Source organism: Cryobacterium sp. TMT2-15-1 (assembly GCF_004402345.1).
In the GTDB taxonomy this organism is placed as follows: Bacteria; Actinomycetota; Actinomycetes; order Actinomycetales; family Microbacteriaceae; genus Cryobacterium; species Cryobacterium sandaracinum.
On record NZ_SOGD01000022.1, the window covers coordinates 131,541 to 148,120 of the forward strand.

General features: G+C 69.3%; 16 protein-coding genes and 1 pseudogene. 8 read left to right on the forward strand and 9 right to left on the reverse strand.

Annotation, left to right across the window (positions count from 1 at the left end; all coding sequences use genetic code 11):
• Window positions 1-292: 292 nt before the first annotated feature.
• Complete coding sequence (gene dapD / locus E3O62_RS05370) at window positions 293-1,273, reverse strand: 2,3,4,5-tetrahydropyridine-2,6-dicarboxylate N-succinyltransferase (protein ID WP_134397787.1); 981 nt, start codon at window positions 1,271-1,273, stop codon at window positions 293-295.
• Window positions 1,274-1,290: 17 nt separating this feature from the next.
• Between dapD and dapE the strand changes: the two genes are divergently transcribed.
• The 4 genes from dapE (at window position 1,291) to E3O62_RS05390 (ending at window position 5,543) form a co-directional block, all read left to right on the forward strand.
• The gene (gene dapE, locus E3O62_RS05375) at window positions 1,291-2,385 is read left to right on the forward strand and encodes a succinyl-diaminopimelate desuccinylase (RefSeq protein ID WP_134397788.1); all 1,095 of its coding nucleotides are present in this window, start codon (window positions 1,291-1,293) and stop codon (window positions 2,383-2,385) included.
• A complete protein-coding gene (locus E3O62_RS05380) occupies window positions 2,361-3,578 on the forward strand; it encodes a hypothetical protein (protein WP_241973330.1) in 1,218 nt (405 codons plus the stop codon). The genes dapE and E3O62_RS05380 overlap by 25 nt, the downstream gene beginning before the upstream one ends.
• Window positions 3,579-3,641: 63 nt before the next feature.
• Window positions 3,642-3,818: a DUF3117 domain-containing protein gene (locus tag E3O62_RS05385; protein WP_104099180.1), complete on the forward strand. Its 177-nt coding sequence runs from the start codon at window positions 3,642-3,644 to the stop codon at window positions 3,816-3,818.
• Window positions 3,819-4,010: 192 nt separating this feature from the next.
• Window positions 4,011-5,543 (forward strand): HNH endonuclease signature motif containing protein, encoded by a 1,533-nt coding sequence (locus E3O62_RS05390; protein WP_134397789.1) that lies wholly within the window; start codon window positions 4,011-4,013, stop codon window positions 5,541-5,543.
• Between the two features lie 158 nt (window positions 5,544-5,701).
• On the opposite strand, the gene E3O62_RS05395 is transcribed toward E3O62_RS05390, so the two are convergent.
• Window positions 5,702-6,334 carry an O-methyltransferase gene (locus tag E3O62_RS05395; RefSeq protein WP_104101036.1) on the reverse strand — a complete coding sequence of 211 codons (633 nt, stop codon included), beginning with the start codon at window positions 6,332-6,334 and terminating at the stop codon, window positions 5,702-5,704.
• Window positions 6,335-6,421: 87 nt separating this feature from the next.
• Here E3O62_RS05395 and E3O62_RS05400 point away from each other — a divergent pair, with 87 nt between their 5' ends.
• Window positions 6,422-6,802 carry a Sec-independent protein translocase TatB gene (locus E3O62_RS05400; RefSeq protein WP_134395902.1) on the forward strand — a complete coding sequence of 127 codons (381 nt, stop codon included), beginning with the start codon at window positions 6,422-6,424 and terminating at the stop codon, window positions 6,800-6,802.
• Between the two features lie 25 nt (window positions 6,803-6,827).
• Here E3O62_RS05400 and E3O62_RS16520 read toward each other — a convergent pair whose 3' ends face one another.
• Window positions 6,828-6,971, reverse strand: a complete 144-nt coding sequence (locus E3O62_RS16520) for a hypothetical protein (protein ID WP_166786421.1) — start codon at window positions 6,969-6,971, stop codon at window positions 6,828-6,830.
• 355 nt (window positions 6,972-7,326) lie between these two features.
• Here E3O62_RS16520 and ppk2 point away from each other — a divergent pair, with 355 nt between their 5' ends.
• Window positions 7,327-8,196, forward strand: coding sequence for a polyphosphate kinase 2 (ppk2, locus tag E3O62_RS05405; RefSeq protein WP_370448887.1), 870 nt, complete (start codon window positions 7,327-7,329; stop codon window positions 8,194-8,196).
• A 41-nt stretch (window positions 8,197-8,237) separates the two neighbouring features.
• On the opposite strand, the gene E3O62_RS05410 is transcribed toward ppk2, so the two are convergent.
• Genes E3O62_RS05410 through E3O62_RS05425 form a run of 4 tightly spaced genes read right to left on the reverse strand, consistent with a single transcriptional unit; the run spans window position 8,238 to window position 12,920 of the window.
• Window positions 8,238-9,788, reverse strand: coding sequence for a succinic semialdehyde dehydrogenase (locus tag E3O62_RS05410; RefSeq protein ID WP_134397790.1), 1,551 nt, complete (start codon window positions 9,786-9,788; stop codon window positions 8,238-8,240).
• Between the two features lie 58 nt (window positions 9,789-9,846).
• Window positions 9,847-11,013, reverse strand: coding sequence for an Mrp/NBP35 family ATP-binding protein (locus E3O62_RS05415; protein ID WP_134397791.1), 1,167 nt, complete (start codon window positions 11,011-11,013; stop codon window positions 9,847-9,849).
• Window positions 11,006-11,602, reverse strand: coding sequence for a DUF1003 domain-containing protein (locus tag E3O62_RS05420; RefSeq protein ID WP_134395906.1), 597 nt, complete (start codon window positions 11,600-11,602; stop codon window positions 11,006-11,008). The genes E3O62_RS05415 and E3O62_RS05420 overlap by 8 nt, the downstream gene beginning before the upstream one ends.
• A complete protein-coding gene (locus E3O62_RS05425; protein WP_134395907.1) occupies window positions 11,589-12,920 on the reverse strand; it encodes a magnesium transporter MgtE N-terminal domain-containing protein in 1,332 nt (443 codons plus the stop codon). The genes E3O62_RS05420 and E3O62_RS05425 overlap by 14 nt, the downstream gene beginning before the upstream one ends.
• Window positions 12,921-12,974: 54 nt before the next feature.
• Between E3O62_RS05425 and E3O62_RS05430 the strand changes: the two genes are divergently transcribed.
• The gene (locus tag E3O62_RS05430) at window positions 12,975-13,556 is read left to right on the forward strand and encodes a general stress protein (RefSeq protein WP_134397792.1); all 582 of its coding nucleotides are present in this window, start codon (window positions 12,975-12,977) and stop codon (window positions 13,554-13,556) included.
• Between the two features lie 16 nt (window positions 13,557-13,572).
• Here E3O62_RS05430 and E3O62_RS05435 read toward each other — a convergent pair whose 3' ends face one another.
• Window positions 13,573-15,129 carry an aminopeptidase P family protein gene (locus E3O62_RS05435; RefSeq protein ID WP_166784867.1) on the reverse strand — a complete coding sequence of 519 codons (1,557 nt, stop codon included), beginning with the start codon at window positions 15,127-15,129 and terminating at the stop codon, window positions 13,573-13,575.
• Window positions 15,130-15,278: 149 nt separating this feature from the next.
• On the opposite strand from E3O62_RS05435, the gene E3O62_RS05440 reads away from it, so the two are divergent.
• Window positions 15,279-16,148, forward strand: a complete 870-nt coding sequence (locus E3O62_RS05440; protein ID WP_134395910.1) for a PHP domain-containing protein — start codon at window positions 15,279-15,281, stop codon at window positions 16,146-16,148.
• 181 nt (window positions 16,149-16,329) lie between these two features.
• Here the strand turns inward: E3O62_RS05440 and E3O62_RS05445 are convergent.
• Window positions 16,330-16,580: pseudogene (locus tag E3O62_RS05445) on the reverse strand (ATP-dependent helicase); the annotation flags it as partial.

Below are 16,580 nucleotides of genomic sequence, written 5' to 3' on the forward strand. Positions count from 1 at the left end.
CCAGGAGTCACCGTCGAACCAATTCGACGGAGATTCTGCCGAAAAAGCCGCTTTCGGGGCCGTTTAAGGTGTTTACGGCGAAAATCTCCGTCGAATTCGTCAGGGGGGCAAGGGGCAAGCGGAGCGGTGTGTGCAGGGGCATCCGTCGCGACCTAAAACCGGACAATTTCGCGGCTCACCGTGTTTTCAGGCGGGTTGGGCGGCGTGTCGCGAAAATCTCCGGGGTTACGGTGCGGTTGGTGCGCGGCGACGGTGCGGTTGGTGCGCGGCGACGGATGCGGGGGTGCCCGGATCAGGCGTGCAGCTGGGCGTTCAGCACGATGCCGGTGCCGCTGCGCGCCAGCACTTCGACCGCGCCCGAGACCGAGTTGCGGCGGAAAAGCAGGTTCGAGACCCCGGAGAGTTCGACGGCCTTCACCGACGGCGTCGTGCCGTCGGCACTGCGCGGCTGGCCCGGCAGCAGCACCTTGGTGCCGGCGGTCACATAGAGCCCCGCCTCGACGACGCTGTCGGCGCCGATCGAGATGCCCACCCCGGAATTGGCGCCGAGCAGGGCCCGTTCGCCGATGGACACCCGTTCGGTACCGCCGCCGGAGAGAGTGCCCATGATGGAGGCACCGCCGCCGATGTCGGCGCCGTCACCCACGACGACACCCTGAGAGATCCTGCCCTCGACCATCGAGGTACCGAGGGTGCCGGCGTTGAAGTTGACGAAACCCTCGTGCATCACCGTGGTACCGGGGGAGAGGTACGCCCCGAGACGCACCCGGGATGCGTCCGCGATCCGCACCCGGTCGGGCGTGACGTAGTTCAGTAGCGGCGGGAACTTGTCGATTCCGGTCGTCTGGATGCCGTGGCGCTGCAGGGCCGGCCGCAGTCGGGTGAAGTCGGCGGGCAGCATCGGGCCGGCATTCGTCCAGACCACGGCGGGCAGGTGGCCGAAGATGCCGTCGAGGTTGAGGGTGTTCGGGCGCACGAGCAGGTGCGACAGCAGGTGCAGGCGCAGGTAGGCATCCGACGTTCCGGCAGGCGCAGCGGTGAGGTCGATCTCGATCGTCACGGCCTCGATCCGCACCATTCGCCGCGGGTCCACTCCGGCGAATTCCTCGAGTTCAGACGGCACGATCCAGCGGTCGCGGCCGGCCGGAAGGGTTCCGAGCCGAGGTTCGGGGAACCAGGTGTCCAGCACCGTGCCGTCGCCGGCGACGGTGGCGAGGCCGTAGCCCCACGCGTTCGAGGGGGAAACGGATGTCGGGGGCACGGCGGAGGTCATGGCTCTAGGTTAGTAGAGTGCCCCAAAACACCGTGAACCTGGACCTGTCCGCGACCTCGATCGAGCTCACCCGGGCGCTATGCGACCTCGAGTCGGTGTCCGGTAACGAGGCCGCCATCGCAGACGCGGTGGAACGCGCGCTGGCCGGGTACCCGCACCTCGACGTCACCCGCGACGGCGACACCGTCGTCGCCCGCACCAACCTGGGGCGGGCCCAGCGCGTGATCATTGCCGGCCATCTCGACACGGTCCCGCTGAACGACAATCTGCCGACCCGGTTCGAGACCATCGATGGCGTCGACTATCTCTGGGGCCGCGGCACCGTCGACATGAAGGCCGGCGTGGCCGTGCAGCTGAAGCTGGCCGCCGAACTGACCGCGCCCAGCGTCGACATAACGTGGATGTGGTACGACCACGAGGAGGTTTCCGACGACCTCAACGGCCTCGGCCGTCTCGCCCTCAACCGGCCCGACCTCTTCGCGGGGGACTTCGCCATCCTCGGCGAGCCCACAAACAGCCAGATCGAGGGTGGCTGCAACGGCAACGTGCGCGTGGAGATCCGCACCTTCGGGCTGCGCGCCCACTCCGCCCGCAGCTGGGTCGGCGACAACGCCATCCACAAGATCGGGCCCGTCATCGACATCCTGGCGGCCTACGAGCCGCGGCAGGTCGAGGTCGAGGGCCTCGTCTACCGCGAGGGCCTCAACGCCGTCGGCATCGGCGGCGGCATCGCCGGCAACGTCATCCCCGACGAGTGCATGGTGCACATCAATTATCGGTTCGCTCCCAGCCGCACCTCGGCGGAGGCCGTCGTGCACCTGGAGGATCTCTTCGCGGGCTATGAGATCACTGTCGTCGACCGGGCCGAGGGTGCCCGGCCGGGCCTGGACGCCCCGTTGGCCCTGCAGTTCCTGACCGCGGTCGGCGGCGAGGCCAAGCCCAAGTACGGCTGGACGGATGTCGCCCGCTTCTCCGCCCTGGGCATTCCCGCCGTCAACTACGGCCCCGGCGACCCGCTGAAGGCTCACGCCGACGACGAACGCGTCGCCCTGGCGCAGATCACGGACTGCGAGGACGGCCTTCGCGCGTGGCTGACTACAAGCGTCGGATAGCCGTGGCGTCGTCCGGCTGGAAGGCCGGCTACCGGCTCACGCCGTGGTGGGCGCGGGTCGCCCTGATCTGGGCCGCGTCCCGGCTCGTCACGACCACCCTGGTGCTACTGCTTGCGAGTGTGCAGGGCGCCAACCCGTGGACGGGAGCGTCACCCGGCTACGCGGAGTTCGCGAACATGTGGGACGCCCGGTGGTACAACATCGTCGCCGTCGGGGGCTACCCGTCGACACTGCCGCTCACCGCCGGCGGGGACATCGCGGAGAACGCCTGGGCCTTCATGCCCGGTTACCCGGTGGTCGTGCGCCTGCTGATGCTGCTCAGCGGACAGCCGTGGGCACCCGTGGCCGTATTCGTGTCCCTGGCCGCCAGCCTCGGCGCCGCCCTGCTGTTCTACCGGCTGATGCGCAGAATACAGGACTCCGGGACGGCGTTGTTCGCGGTGGTGCTGTTCTGTGTGGCCCCGCTGTCGCCCGTGCTGCAGTTCGGTTATGCCGAGTCGCTGTACCTCTTCCTGCTCACGTTGGCACTTCTCCTGCTGCTCGAGCGGCGGTATGCGCTGCTGTTCCCGGTGATCGCCGTGATGGCGCTGACCCGGCCCAGCGGCCTGGCCTTCGCGCTCGCCCTGGGGCTGCACGTTGTGCACCGCTGGCTTGCCCGGACACACGACCCGTTTTCGGTGCGCGAACGGTTGCTGGCGTCATCCGTTGCCGTGTTCAGCGGCATCTCCGGCCTGGTTTGGCCGGCCATCGCCTGGATCGCCACGGGGTCGATCACGGCCTACACCGACACCGAGCTGGCCTGGCGGTCGGCCTACATCGGTTATCAGGAGCTCGTTCCGTTCACCGCCTGGTTCCAGGGCGGTGTCTGGTGGCTCGGGATGCCGCTGGGCCTCGTCGTTGTCTCGGGGCTCATCCTGGCGTTCGGCCTGACCCTGTTGCTGCCGGCGGTGCGCCGACTGGGCGCGGACCTGCGGTTCTGGCTGGCCAGCTACGGCCTCTACCTGCTGGCGGTGTTTTTCCCGCAGTCGAGCACCTTCCGCCTGCTGATGCCGATGTTTCCGTTGTTGGGTGCCGTGGCTCAGCCGCGGAGCGCGGTTTACCGGGTGGGCATCGTGCTGCTGTTCATCGCCGGCCAGTGGGGCTGGCTCCTGCTGTGCTGGGGGGTCGACGGAGCGGACTGGACACCTCCCTAATTACAGTCTCAGCCCGTAATGGCAGATAATAGAAGTTCAGACGAATGAATGGAAGGGGAGTTCATGGCGGCCATGAAGCCAAGGACCGGAGACGGGCCAATGGAGGCTGTAAAAGAGGGGCGCCTCATCATCGTGCGTGTTCCGCTCGAAGGTGGAGGCCGACTTGTCGTCTCTGTGAACGACGCTGAAGCCAAAGAGCTTCACGACGCCCTCGCCGGTGTAGTCCAGCCGACCGTATAGTTCCAGGATCGGCCGCGCAGCTCAGGCTGTGCGGCCGATCTTTTTTCGGACTCAAGCGGATGAGTTTCCCGTGGACAGCCGTCGCACCTCCGCCCCCCTGTCACCGAATTGATTAGAACAGGCAGACGAAACTCAACCGATATTCTGCCACAGCCATTGACTCCAACTTAGAACGTGCCTACGATATAAAGCATGGCTGGGGCCCCCACTCCGTACCACCCCACCGCCTTACCGCAGGCGGTGCTCTCGCTCGTGCGGCAGTTGCAGCAGGTGCGTGACGTGGCCGCGGCCGTGCTGGATTCGGTGTCTTTTTCGCTCTTGGGTGAGGCGGACGCGATGATGGTGCTGGGCATGGTCGAAGACCTCGGCCGTCGGGTCGATGCGGCCAGGGTTGCTTCTGCCGCTGATATTTCGGTGCGGTGCCGCCGTATCCTGGGTCAGGAGTCCCTGGCGTATAAGAACGGGGCGAGTAGCGGCATCGGCCTGATCATCCGGCTGAGCCGCGTCTCGTCGCGTGAGGCGAACCGGCGGGTGCGTCTGGGTGAGAACGTGACCGCGCGCCGGGCGGGCACCAGCATGTTGGCGCCCTACTACCCGGCCGTGGCCGGCGCCCTCACCGCCGGGGACCTCGGCGTGGACGCGGCCGAGTACATCGTCACGGCCCTCGACCAGGTCGCGGCCCGCGTCGCGCCCGACGACCTCGGCACCGCCGAACGTGCCCTGGTGGCCAGTGCGACCGGCGCCCTCACTGAGGAAACCCGCGGGCTGCCCGGGGAGGGGTTCGCGTTTCCCGCGGACCTGGTGCGGGGTATGGCGGGGCAGTGGCAGGCCCGCCTCGATCCCGACGGCACCGCCCCGAACGAGCCCGTCGCCGAGGCCCGCAGCACTGTGGGGTTCGGGCTCTTCCGTGACGGTCTCTACCCGCTCCGCGGCGGCGTCACCGCGGAACTCCGCGGCATCATGAACGCCCTCTTCGACACGTATCTCTCCGCGCACGCGGCGCCCGCATTCCCCACGGCCGAAGAACAAGCGCGCATGGCTTCAGGCCAGCTGATCCCGGGGGCGGAGGCGGTGGCCCTCAGCGACGACCGTGACGGTGGTCAGAAACGCGCCGACATCCTCCGCGGTGTGTTCGAAGCCGCCACCCGCGACGCGGGGACCCCGACCATGGGCGGCGCCGCCCCCACCGTGATGATCCACGTCAACCAGGCCGACCTGGCCGCCGACCAGGGGGTGGGCTGGATCGACGGCGTCGAAGCGCCCATCTCGCTGGTCAGTGTGAAGCAGGCGCTCTGCGCCGGCGGATTCCAGGAGATCCTGTTCGGCGAGAACAACGAGGTCCTTGCCCTCAGTACCGAGAACCGTTTCTTCAACCGGGCCCAACGCCGCGCCCTCGCCGCCCGCGACGGCGGCTGCACCATCCCCGGCTGCACCATCCCGGCGGCGTGGTGCGAGGTGCACCACGTCACCCCCTGGTACCGCGGCGGAAAAACCACGATCGACAACGGGGTCCTGCTGTGCTGGTACCACCACCACACTATTGACACCTCCGGCTGGCAGATCCGCATGGTGCGCGGCAAACCTGAAGTCAGGGCACCGTACTGCTACGACCCCACCCGCACCTGGCGGCCCGCCGGGGAGCACCGGGCCGGGGCTCCGGCAGGGCCTGGATCTCGGCCTGGATCGCGGCCCGGATCTCGACAAGCCCGACCAACGTCAGGGTGAGTTCCCGGGATCGGGTCACCGGTCTTGGCAGGCGCGACCGACGTCAGCTTGAGCCCCCGGCCGCGAGCGACCTGAGCCCGGTGGTCGAGGCCGTCGAAACCAGGCGGGCCATCTTCCGAACCCGACCGGCTCGACCACCGGAGGGTGTGCTCGACCGTCTAGGCGCGGAGTTTGGTGATCTGCAGCAGGCCGTCGCCCACAGGGGAGAGGGCACTGATGACTGCGGTGGACGAGGCGATGACGGTCAAGAGGGTGCGGAAGCCGGTCGCCACATCATCGCGCTGGGCCGGGTTGGCCACGCGGCCGCGCCAGAGCGCGTGGGCCACGAGCACGGTTCCGCCCGGGCGGGCCAGGCGCAGGGCATGCTCGACGTACTCGATCACGCACTGCGGATCGGCGTCGACGAACACAATGTCGTAGGAGTTCTCGTTCATGCGCGGCAGCACATCCGCTGCCCGGCCCGTGATCAGGCGTACCCGGTTCGCGGGGATGCCGGCTTCGGCGAAGTTGGCTTTGGCGTGCTGCTGGTGGTCGACCTCGGTGTCGATCGAGGTGAGGGTGGCGCCGGGGGCGCCGGTGAGCAGCCAGATGCCGGAGACGCCGGCACCGGTGCCGACCTCGAGAATGCTCCGGGCCCCGGTGGCGGCCGCGATCACGGCCGATTGGGCGCCGACCGCCGGTGAAATCGCGTCGATTCCGAGTTCCAGGGACTGCTGTCTGGCCCGCGCCACAGCGTCGGACTCCACGACTGAGTCGTCGGAGAATTTCCAGTTCAGATCTTTGTCAGACACAGCGCAACTCCAGTAGGTGAATGGGTCAAGCCTAAGGGGGGGGCGGGCATGGTCCGGGGAGGCCTCGCCGGGGGTTATTCTGGGGGAATGTTCGGTTTGACCTTCGAGAAGATATTACTGATCGGGATTGTCGCCGTCTTTCTGCTCGGACCCGAACGGCTTCCCCACTATGCCGCCCAGCTGGCCCGCCTCGTGAAGCAGCTCCGGAACCTGGCCAACGGGGCCAAAGACCGGATGCGGGACGAGATGGGTCCGGATTTCGACGACGTCGACTGGAAGAAACTCGACCCGCGTCAGTATGACCCGCGCCGCATCATCCGTGAAGCTCTCACCGACGAAGACGAGCTGAAAGGCCAATCGGCGACCGTGTCGCGGGTGGTGCCGAACCCCGACGGCGCCTATCTGCAACGCAAGCGCGCCAGAGAGGCCGCCACGCTGCCGGCGCCCTTCGACTCCGAAGCCACGTAGCCACGAAGCCACGTGGCCAAACGAATCAGGTGACGAGCACACCGGATGCGGCGCATTCGAGCTGGCGGACGTCGGGAACGGGTACGTCGACCACGACCAGGCGCCCGGCCGGGAAGAGCGATTCGCAGGAGGTTCCCTGGTTCGCCGCACCCTCGTCGGTGTCCGCCATGGCCACCCGGTCGATGCCCAGCCGGGAGAGGGCAACGGCCCGTCCGACGGGGGCGGCAGCTCCTCGGCGATGATTCTGGAGCAGGAGAAATGCGCGCTGGGGTCGAACAGGTGCCTGTGCCGCCCGAGGCCAGGCCGAGGCCGAGGCCGAGGGCGGGGCGGTGACCGGCGGTGAGCGGCGCGGTCCGCACCAGAATATGCACGCCGGGCCATACGGGCGATGCGCGCGCTACGCTGAACCCACGAATCTGAGGAGTGTGACCGTGTCGAAGTCGAACACCCACGCGAAGCCCAAGCGGGTGCCACTGCCCGTCTACTCCGCCGAGTTGCGCAATCTGCAGACCGAGTTGGTCGCCATGCAGGAATGGGTCAAGGAGTCCGGGGCCCGCATCGTCGTGATCTTCGAGGGCCGGGACGCGGCCGGCAAGGGGTCCGCGATCAAGCGGGTCAGCGAGTTTCTCAATCCCCGCGTCGCCCGGATCGTCGCCCTGCCGGTGCCGACCGAGCGCGAGCGCGGCCAGTGGTACTTCCAGCGGTACATCGAACACCTGCCCTCCACGGGTGAGATCGTGCTGATGGACCGCTCCTGGTACAACCGGGCCGGCGTCGAACACGTGATGGGGTACTGCACCCCCGACGAGTACCGCCGGTTCCTGCACCAGGCGCCCCTCTTCGAACGGATGCTGGTCGAAGACGGCATTCTGCTCGTCAAGTATTGGTTCTCGGTGTCCGACACCGAGCAGGAGAGGCGGTTCCGGTCACGGCTGAACGACCCGATGCGCCGCTGGAAGCTGTCCGGGACCGACCTTTTCTCGATCACGAAGTGGGTCGATTATTCCCGCGCCAAAGACGAGATGTTCGTGCACACCGATCTGCCGGAGGCCCCGTGGTGGGTCGTCGAGAGCGAGGACAAGCGGGCCGCGCGCCTCAACATGATCAGCCACCTGCTGTCGATCGTCCCCTACACGCATCGCGAGCCGCCCCAGGTGACCATTCCGACTCGCCCCGCCGGCTCGGAGTACGAGCGCCCGCCGCGCGAGCTGAACCGGCCCGTGCCGGACATCACGACCACGCTGGGAAAGCCCACGGCTAAGCCGAAGGGCAAGGCCAAGATCAAAAAGAACGCGAAGAAGGCGGCCAAGGCGGAGGCGGCGAAGCTGGCCCCGGAGAAGGCGGCCCAGCAGGCGGCCAAGCAGGAGGCGGCGTCGGCCATGCTGCCCGTCTGAGCCGGGCTCGCGGAGCCGGGTCCCGACCCGGCTGCCCGGGGTCAGCGGCGGCGGATGCCCTTCAGCACGGCCGCCAGCAGCAGCATCGGCCCGGCCAGCCGCTCGAAGTCGTGGCCGGTGCGCGGCAGCTGCACGAGACCCGTCGGGCGCGCGATGGTGACGGCGTCCACGAACCTGAGCAGTCCCTCCGGGCCGTTGCGTCGGCCGAGACCGGACTGCTTCAGGCCGCCCATCGGGGCGGCCACCGAGGAGAACGACCCGCGATAGCCCTCGTTGATGTTCACGCTGCCGGCCTCGAGGGCCCCGCCCACGCGCAGGGCCCGCCGCACGGAACCGGAGAACACCGACGCATTCAGCCCGTAGTCGCTGTCGTTGGCGGCCAGGATGGCCTCCTGCTCCGAGTCGATCACGGTGACCGCGACCACAGGGCCGAAGGTCTCGCCGGCGAAGCACTCCATCGCCGGGGTGACCCCGGTCAGCACGGTGGGTTCGTAGAAGAACGGTCCCAGGTCGGGGCGGGCACGGCCCCCGACCTCGACCGTGGCGCCGTGTGCTACCGCGTCGGCCACCTGCGCGCTCACCCGGTCCAGCTGTGCCTGCGAGGTGAGGGAACCGACGTCCGTCGTGTAGTCGTAGTCGGCGCCGAGCCGGAGCGACCGGGTGACGGCCACGAATTCGCGCAGGAACGCGTCGGCCACACCTCGCTGCACGAAGATGCGCTCGATCGACACGCAGAGCTGGCCCATCGCCGTGAAGCAGGCCGGGGCCGCGTCGGCGGCCGCGCGGGCCGGGTCGGCGTCGTCGAGCACGATCAGCGGGTTCTTGCCGCCCAGCTCGAGCGAGACGCCGGTGAGGTTGCCGGCCGCCTGCGCCGCCACCCGCTTGCCCGTCGCGGTCGACCCGGTGAAGCAGACGTAGTCGGCCTCCGCGGTGACCGCCCCGCCGATCTCCGCGCCGTCGCCGACGACCACGGCCCAGAGTTGTTCGGGCACGCCGGCGTCGATGAATGTCTGACGCAACGACAGGACGCTCAGCGCACCCTGGTCGTCGGCCTTCTGCACCACACCGCAGCCGGCGGCGAGGGCCGGCACGACGTCCATGGCGGCGAGGCTGAGCGGATAGTTCCACGGGGTGATCACGCCCGCGATGCCCTTGGGCCGGTAGCGCACAGTGGCCGTGATGACGAGCGGGATCGCGGAGTGGCGGCGCCCACCGCGCAGCACGCGCGGCGCGGCCAGGGCATTGAAGCGGGTGACGCCGGCGGCCTGGAAGACCTCCTCGAAGGCCTGGCCGCGGGTCTTGCCGGTCTCCGCCTGCACGGTGTCCTGCAGCAGCCCGCGGCGCTCGAGGATCAGGTCGTGCGCGCGCAACAGGATCGCCCGGCGCCGTGCAAACCCGGCCCGCGCCCAGGCCAGCTGGGCGAGGCGGGCCTGCGCGTAGGCCGCCTGCACGTCGGGGAGGCCGCTGACGGGCAGCTCGTGCAGAACCTCCCCGGTGAAGGGCGCGATCACGGTGACCGTGGCCCCCGTCGTGGAACGTATGGAGCGGGTGAGGGTCGTGATCCCGGCAGGGTCGAGGGGGGAGGCAGGCATGCCCGAAGTCTAGGTGGGGACGGCGCGTGCGCTCCGCCGCGGTGCCGGTGCGGCGATGCTACTTCGGGGTGATGCCGAGGCTCAATCCGGAGAGGCCGCGCGCCCGGGTGGCGAGGCGGTCGGCAACCACACGGATGGCCACGGCCGCGGGGTCGGTCGGGTCGCCGTGCACCACGGGCACCCCGGTGTCCCCGCCGCTGCGGAGCGGCACGCTGAGGGGAACCTGGGCGAGCAACGGTACGGGGAACTCGTGCCCGGCGCCGAGCCGGCGCGCGACCTCGGCGCCGCCCCCGGAACCGAACAGCTCCAGCACCGTGCCGTCGGGCTGCACGATCCCGGCCATGTTCTCGATCACGCCGTAGATGGTCTGGCCGGTCTGCCGGGCCACGACACCGCTGCGTTCGGCGATGTCGGCGGCGGCCGGTTGTGGGGTGGTGACGACGATGACCTCGGCCTGGGGCAGCAGCTGCCCGACCGAGATGGCCACGTCGCCGGTGCCCGGCGGCAGGTCCAGCAGCAGGATGTCCAGGTCGCCGAAGTAGACGTCGGTGAGGAACTGGGTGATCGTGCGGTGCAGCATCGGCCCGCGCCAGGCGACCGCGACGGAGCCGTCCTCCACGAACATGCCGATCGAGATGACCTTCACGTCGAAGGCGATCGGCGGCAGGATCATCTCGCCGACCTGGGTCGGCTTGACTGCGGCGGACTTGCCCGTTTCGGGGGAAGGCGGGGTGACCAGGCCGAGGAGTCCGGGAATGGAGAACCCGTAGACATCCGCGTCGACGATGCCGACCCGCAGGCCGCGCTCGGCCAGGGCCACGGCGAGGTTCGCGGTGATTGTGGACTTGCCGACCCCGCCCTTGCCGCTGGTGATGGCGTAGACCCGGGTGAGCGAGTCCGGGCCGAACTGGTTGCTGCGGGCTTCCTTGCCGCCGCGCAGCTTCTCCGTCATCGCACGGCGCTGCTCGCGCGTCATCACGCTCACATCCACGGTCACGTTGCCGGGGCCGGCCACGGACTCCACGGCGCGCAACACATCGCGCTCGATCTGCCGGGCCGCCGGGCAGCCGGCGATGGTGAGACGGATGCCCACGAGGGTGCGGCCGTCGACGATCCGCACCCCGGCGACCATGTCGAGGTCGGTGATCGGCTTGCGGATCTCCGGGTCGATCACCCGGGCCAGGGCGGTGAGCACCTGGTCGGCGGAAAAGAGGGGCTCAGGCACTGGGCGATCGCTCTTCGCGGTCGCGGTCTCGCTCGCGGTCGCCCTTGCGGAGGCGTTTCCGGGTCTGCTTGTCCTGATCTTCGCGCTCTTCCAGGTTGTCGAGAAGGGCGCGCAGTTCGGAGCGGAGGAAATCGCGGGAGGCGAGATCCTTCATGCCGAGGCGCAGCGCCACCACCTCCCGGGCGAGATATTCGGTGTCGGCCAGGTTGCGTTCGGCGCGCTGCCGGTCCTGTTCGAACTGCACCCGGTCACGGTCGTCCTGGCGGTTCTGCGCCAGCAGGATCATCGGGGCCGCGTAGGAGGCCTGCATCGACAAGACCAGGGTCAACGCGATGAAGCCGAGCGACACGGAGTCGAAGCGCCACTGCACCGGTGCGAGCGTGTTCCAGGCGATCCAGCTGACGGCGAAGAACGTCAGCCCGAGCAGGAACCACGGCGTGCCCATGCCGCGGGCGATGGCCTCGGTGAACCGGCCGAAGCGGTCGCGGCTGGGGCGGTCGCGGCTACGCCGGCGGTTGCGGCCGAGGGCGGGCGTGCGCAAACCCTTGGGGGAGTCGAGGCGGAGATCCGCTCGGTTAGCTCGGGCCATTGCCGGTCCTCCGTCCGTGGTGCAGCGGGATGCTTCCCGTGGTCAGCTCGGTGCGGGCCTCGGCCCGGCGGCGCACGTCGTCGTTGCCATCGTGGCTGCGCCAGTCGTCGGGCAGTAGATAGTCGAGGACGTCGTCAATCGTCACCACCCCGACGAGTCGGTGGTTGTCGTCGACCACGGGCACGGAGACGAGGTCATAGCTGGCGAGGATGCGGGTGACCTCCGCGGCCGAGGTGTCGGCGGTGACGGGATCGAGACCCTGGTCGAGCAGTGTGCCAAGGCGTTCGTGGGGCGGGTAGCGCAGCATCCGTTGGAAATGCACCATGCCGAGGAATCGGCCGGTGGGCGGCTCGTAGGGCGGGAGGGTGACGCAGATGGCCGCGCCGAGGGCCGGCGCCAGGTCGTGACGACGGATGAGAGCGAGCCCCTCCGCGACCGTGGCATCGGCCGAGACGATGATCGGTTCGGTCGTCATCAGGCCGCCGGCGGTGTCGGGGGCGTAGGTGAGCAGGAAGCGCACATCGTCCGCTTCCTCCGGCTCCATCAGGTCGAGCAGCTGTTCGCCGAGCTCCTCCGGCAGCTGCGCGATCAGGTCGGCGGCGTCGTCGGGCTGCATGTGGTCGAGCACGTCGGCGGCGCGGGCGTCGCCGAGCCGGGTCAGGATGCTGACCTGCTCACTTTCCGGCATCTCCTCGAGGGCGTCGGCGAGGCGGCCGTCCGGCAGCTCGCCGGCAACCTCGTGCATGCGCTCCGGCGGGAGGTCGAGCAGGGTATTCGCGAGGTCGGCGGGCTTGAGGTCGGAGTAGGTGGCGATGAGCTGCTCGGCCGACTGGGCCTGGCCCTCGGTGGTCTGCTCGCGCACCTCGGCCCAGTCCGTGAAGGTCGTGGCGCCCTTCGCGAAGAGGGACAGGCTGGTCTTGGGGCGTCGCACGAAGAGCTGGCTGATCGCCCAGCCGCCCTGGGGGAGCTCCTCGATCGAGACGTCTTCGATGGTCGCCTCACCGGAATTGTCGTTGAAGACCACCGTGCGGCCAAGCATCTCGGCAATGACGCGCACCTCGCCGCCGCGCTGCTCGAAGCGGCGCACGTTGATCAGGCCGGTGGTGATGATCTGACCCGAACCGATGCTGGTGACGCGCCCGATGGACACGAAAACGCGGCGTTTGCCCGGGATCTCCACGATCAGGCCGACGACGAGGGGCGGGTCGTTTTTTCGGTAGACCACCAGCACGTCCCTGACCTTGCCCACACGGTCTCCCGCGGGGTCGAAAACGGTACACCCGGCCAAACGGGCAACGAAGACTCTGGTGGCAGACACAGATCAAATCTAGGCCACCTTCAGGGCGGATCGGTCCTGTGAAAGAATGGACTCATGAGCAATCAGAGCCCCTTCGGCGGGCGCAGGGCCGCATTGTTCCCCGTTTTACCCAAGGGAGAGGTGCTCGCGACATACGCCACCTATGGCGAGGCTCAGGAAGCCGTGGACACTCTGGCGAAGTCCGACTTCCCGGTGAAGCAGGTCTCCATCCTCGGCAACGACCTCAAAACCGTCGAGCGGGTCACCGGAAAACTCACCTGGGGGCGCGTCGCTCTTGCCGGTGCGGCCTCCGGCGCCTGGCTGGGCGTGTTCTTCGGGCTGCTGTTCTTCATCTTCTCGCCGGATGGTGCGGGCCTGCCGTTCGTATTCGCCGCCGTGATGATCGGTGCCGGGTTCGGCATGCTGTTCGGGGTCGTCAGTGCCGCTCTCAATCGCCGTCGCCGCGACTTCACATCGACCATGCAGGTGATTGCCAGTACCTATCAGGTGATCGTCGACGGCGCCCTGGTCAACCGGGCCCGGAACCTGCTCGCCGGGCACGCTGAGGCCGAGCGGGCGGTGCCGGCTCCGCCGCATCCGTCGGAGCCCCCTCGCGTCGAAGATCCGCCCGCGGCTCCGCAGCATCCGCTGCCCTGACAGTCCGCGACCAGGTTCAGGTGGTGAGGGCGGCGATCCAGGCCTCGACCGCCTCGATGGTGCGGGGGATGCCGGCCGACAGGTTCTCCGGGCCGTCCGCAGTGACCAGGATGTCGTCTTCGATCCTTACGCCGATGCCGCGGTACTCCTCAGGCACCGTCAGGTCGTCGGGCTGAAAATAGAGGCCGGGTTCGATCGTGAACACCATTCCGGGCTCGATCACGCCGTCCATGTACATCTCGCGGCGCGCCTGCGCGCAGTCGTGCACGTCGAGGCCGAGGTGGTGGCTGGTGCCGTGCACCATATAGCGGCGGTGGTGGCCGTTGTCGGGCAGCAGGGCCTCCTCGGCGGTGACGGGCAGCATGCCCCACTCGGCCGTGCGACGCGCGATGACCGCCATCGCCGCGGCGTGCACGTCGCGGAACACGGCGCCGGGACGCGCCACGGCGAACGCGGCATCCGCTGCCTCGCGCACGGCGTCGTAGACGCGGCGCTGCACGTCGGTGAAGGTGCCGTCCACCGGGAGGGTGCGGGTGATGTCGGCGGTGTAGTAGCTGTCGACCTCGACGCCGGCGTCGATCAGGATCAGGTCGCCGGGCACGACGGCGCCATCGTTGCGGGTCCAGTGCAGGATGCAGGCGTGAGGGCCGGACGCGGCGATCGTGTCATAGCCGACCGCGTTGCCGTCGGACCGGGCCCGGGTGTTGAACACGCCCTCGACGAGCCGTTCGCCGCGGTGGTGGGTGCTCGAGCGGGGCAGGTCCCGGATAACGTCCTCGAAGCCGCGGGCCGTGGCGGCGACGGCGAGGCGCATCTGGGCGATCTCGTAGGAATCCTTGACCAGGCGCAGCTCCGACAGGCCGCGGGCGAACTGCTCGTCGGCGGCGTGGTCGCCGTTGATCTCGAGGCTGAACGGCGAGTCGGAGGCGTCGGTCGTGAGCACCTTCTCCGCCGCGAATCGGAGGCGGGCCTCGTCGACCTCGGTGGTGACGAGCGGGTCGGCCTCCCGCAGCACGAGGCTTTCGGTGTCGATCGTGTTCATGACCAGGGCCAGGTCGGCGATGCCGCGCACCGGCACGCCGAGGTCGGCGGCAACCTGGGCGATCCCGGGGCGTGGGCCGATCCAGAATTCGCCGATATCGGGGTTCGCGTAGAACTCGTCCGAGTCGCGGCCGGCCCGCTCGCGAAAGTAGAGGGTGGTGTCGTGGCCGGTCGCTGTGGGTTCGAGCACCAGCACGGCGCCGGGTTCGGCGTCGCTGCCCCAGCCGGTGAGGTAAGCGAAGGCCGAGTGTGCGCGGAACGCGTAGTCGGTGTCGTTGGAGCGCTGCTTGAGACGGCCGGCGGGGATGATCAGACGCTGTCCGGGGTGCATGCCGGACAGGCGTTCGCGGCGGGCGGCCGCGAAACGCGCCTGCTCGCGGGCGAGCGGCAGCTCTTCGGTGCGCTCGGCCCAGTCGCTGGAGATGTACGCCTTGAACCCGGCCGAACCGGGGGTGGTGGAGCGGTTCTCATTCGATCGGGGAGCAGGGGTGATCGCGGTTTCGCTGGAAGTGGCCATGGCCCATTGTCCCATTGAGCTAGGAGGTCGGGGCGTGGGCGGCCACGATCGGGCGGTGGTCGCTGCCGGCCCCGTCTCCCGACTCGATCACGCGCAGGCCCTGACGGCGCCGGCTGGGAACCCCGCGGGACGGTCCGGGTCCGCCGCACAACTAGCATGGGGGAATGCTTGGTGCTCGACGATTCCGCGGTCCGATCGACCTGCACACGCATTCGAGCGTGTCGGATGGCACGGAGACCCCGTCGCAGCTTGTGCGGGCCGCCGCCGCGGCCGGCCTGGGCACGGTCGCACTGACCGACCACGATTCGACCGCCGGCTGGGCCGAGGCCGGTGTTGCCGCCCGCACCGCCGGACTCACACTCATCCCCGGCATGGAATTCAGCACCCGGGTGGGCTTCTCCAGCGTGCACCTGCTCGCGTACCTGTTCGACCCGTCCAACGCCGGCATCGTGGCCGAAACCGCCCGGGTGCGGCAGGCTCGGCTGGTGCGCGCCGAGCAGATGGTGGAGCGCATCGGCGTCGACTACGCCCTGACCTGGGAAGACGTGCTCGCCCAGACCACGCCGGATGCGACGGTCGGCCGCCCGCATATCGCCGACGCACTGGTGGCCCGCGGGTTCGCGCTCACCCGGAGCGAGGCCTTCGCGGGAATCCTGCACTGGGAGGCCGGCTACTATCAGCCCCACTACGCGCCGGACCCGCTGCGGGCCATCACCCTCGTACGCGCGGCCGGTGGGGTGCCGGTCATCGCGCACCCGGCGACGCGCGGGGCAGTCGACGTCATCCCCGAAGCGAAATTGGCCCGGTTGGCCGAAGCCGGCCTTTTCGGGCTCGAACTCGAGCACCGGGAGAACAGGCCCGAGGCGAAGGCCCACCTCTACGCGCTCGCCGAGAAGTACGGACTCTTCATCACCGGGTCCAGCGACTACCACGGCGAGGGCAAGCCGAACCGCCTGGGCGAGAACACGACGGCGTCTGAGGTGCTCGAGCGCATCATCGAACAGGGAACGGGCTCGCCGCCCGTCTACGGCTGACGCCGCCCACCCGAGGGAACCGGGCGCACGGTCTACCATGCGCCGCGAGTCCTCACGTGAGCCGCCGCGGAGGCAAACGACAAGCGCCCCCGCCGAAGCGAAGGCGCTTACGGCCGGAACTGCCGTGCAGGAACTGCCTCGCAGGGGGTGGCTAGTTGGGGGGTGGCTAACTGAGGGGTGGCTAGCTGGGGGTGCCGGCCTGCGGGGCGTGGCGACGCGTGCGGCTCCGACGCCGCGGGGCGCTGTTGCCGTCGTGGTGCTCGGCGCCGCCGCCGTCGTGGGTGCCGGCGGCCGGGGTGATGACCGGGGCATCCGGGTTGGTGGTCGCGCTGACCCGGGTGCGCGAGCGCGGCGGGCGACTGCCGGCCTGCTCGCCGGAGTGGCTCGCGCCCGAGCGTGCGGCGTCTGTGTGACCGGCGCCGGAGCGACCGG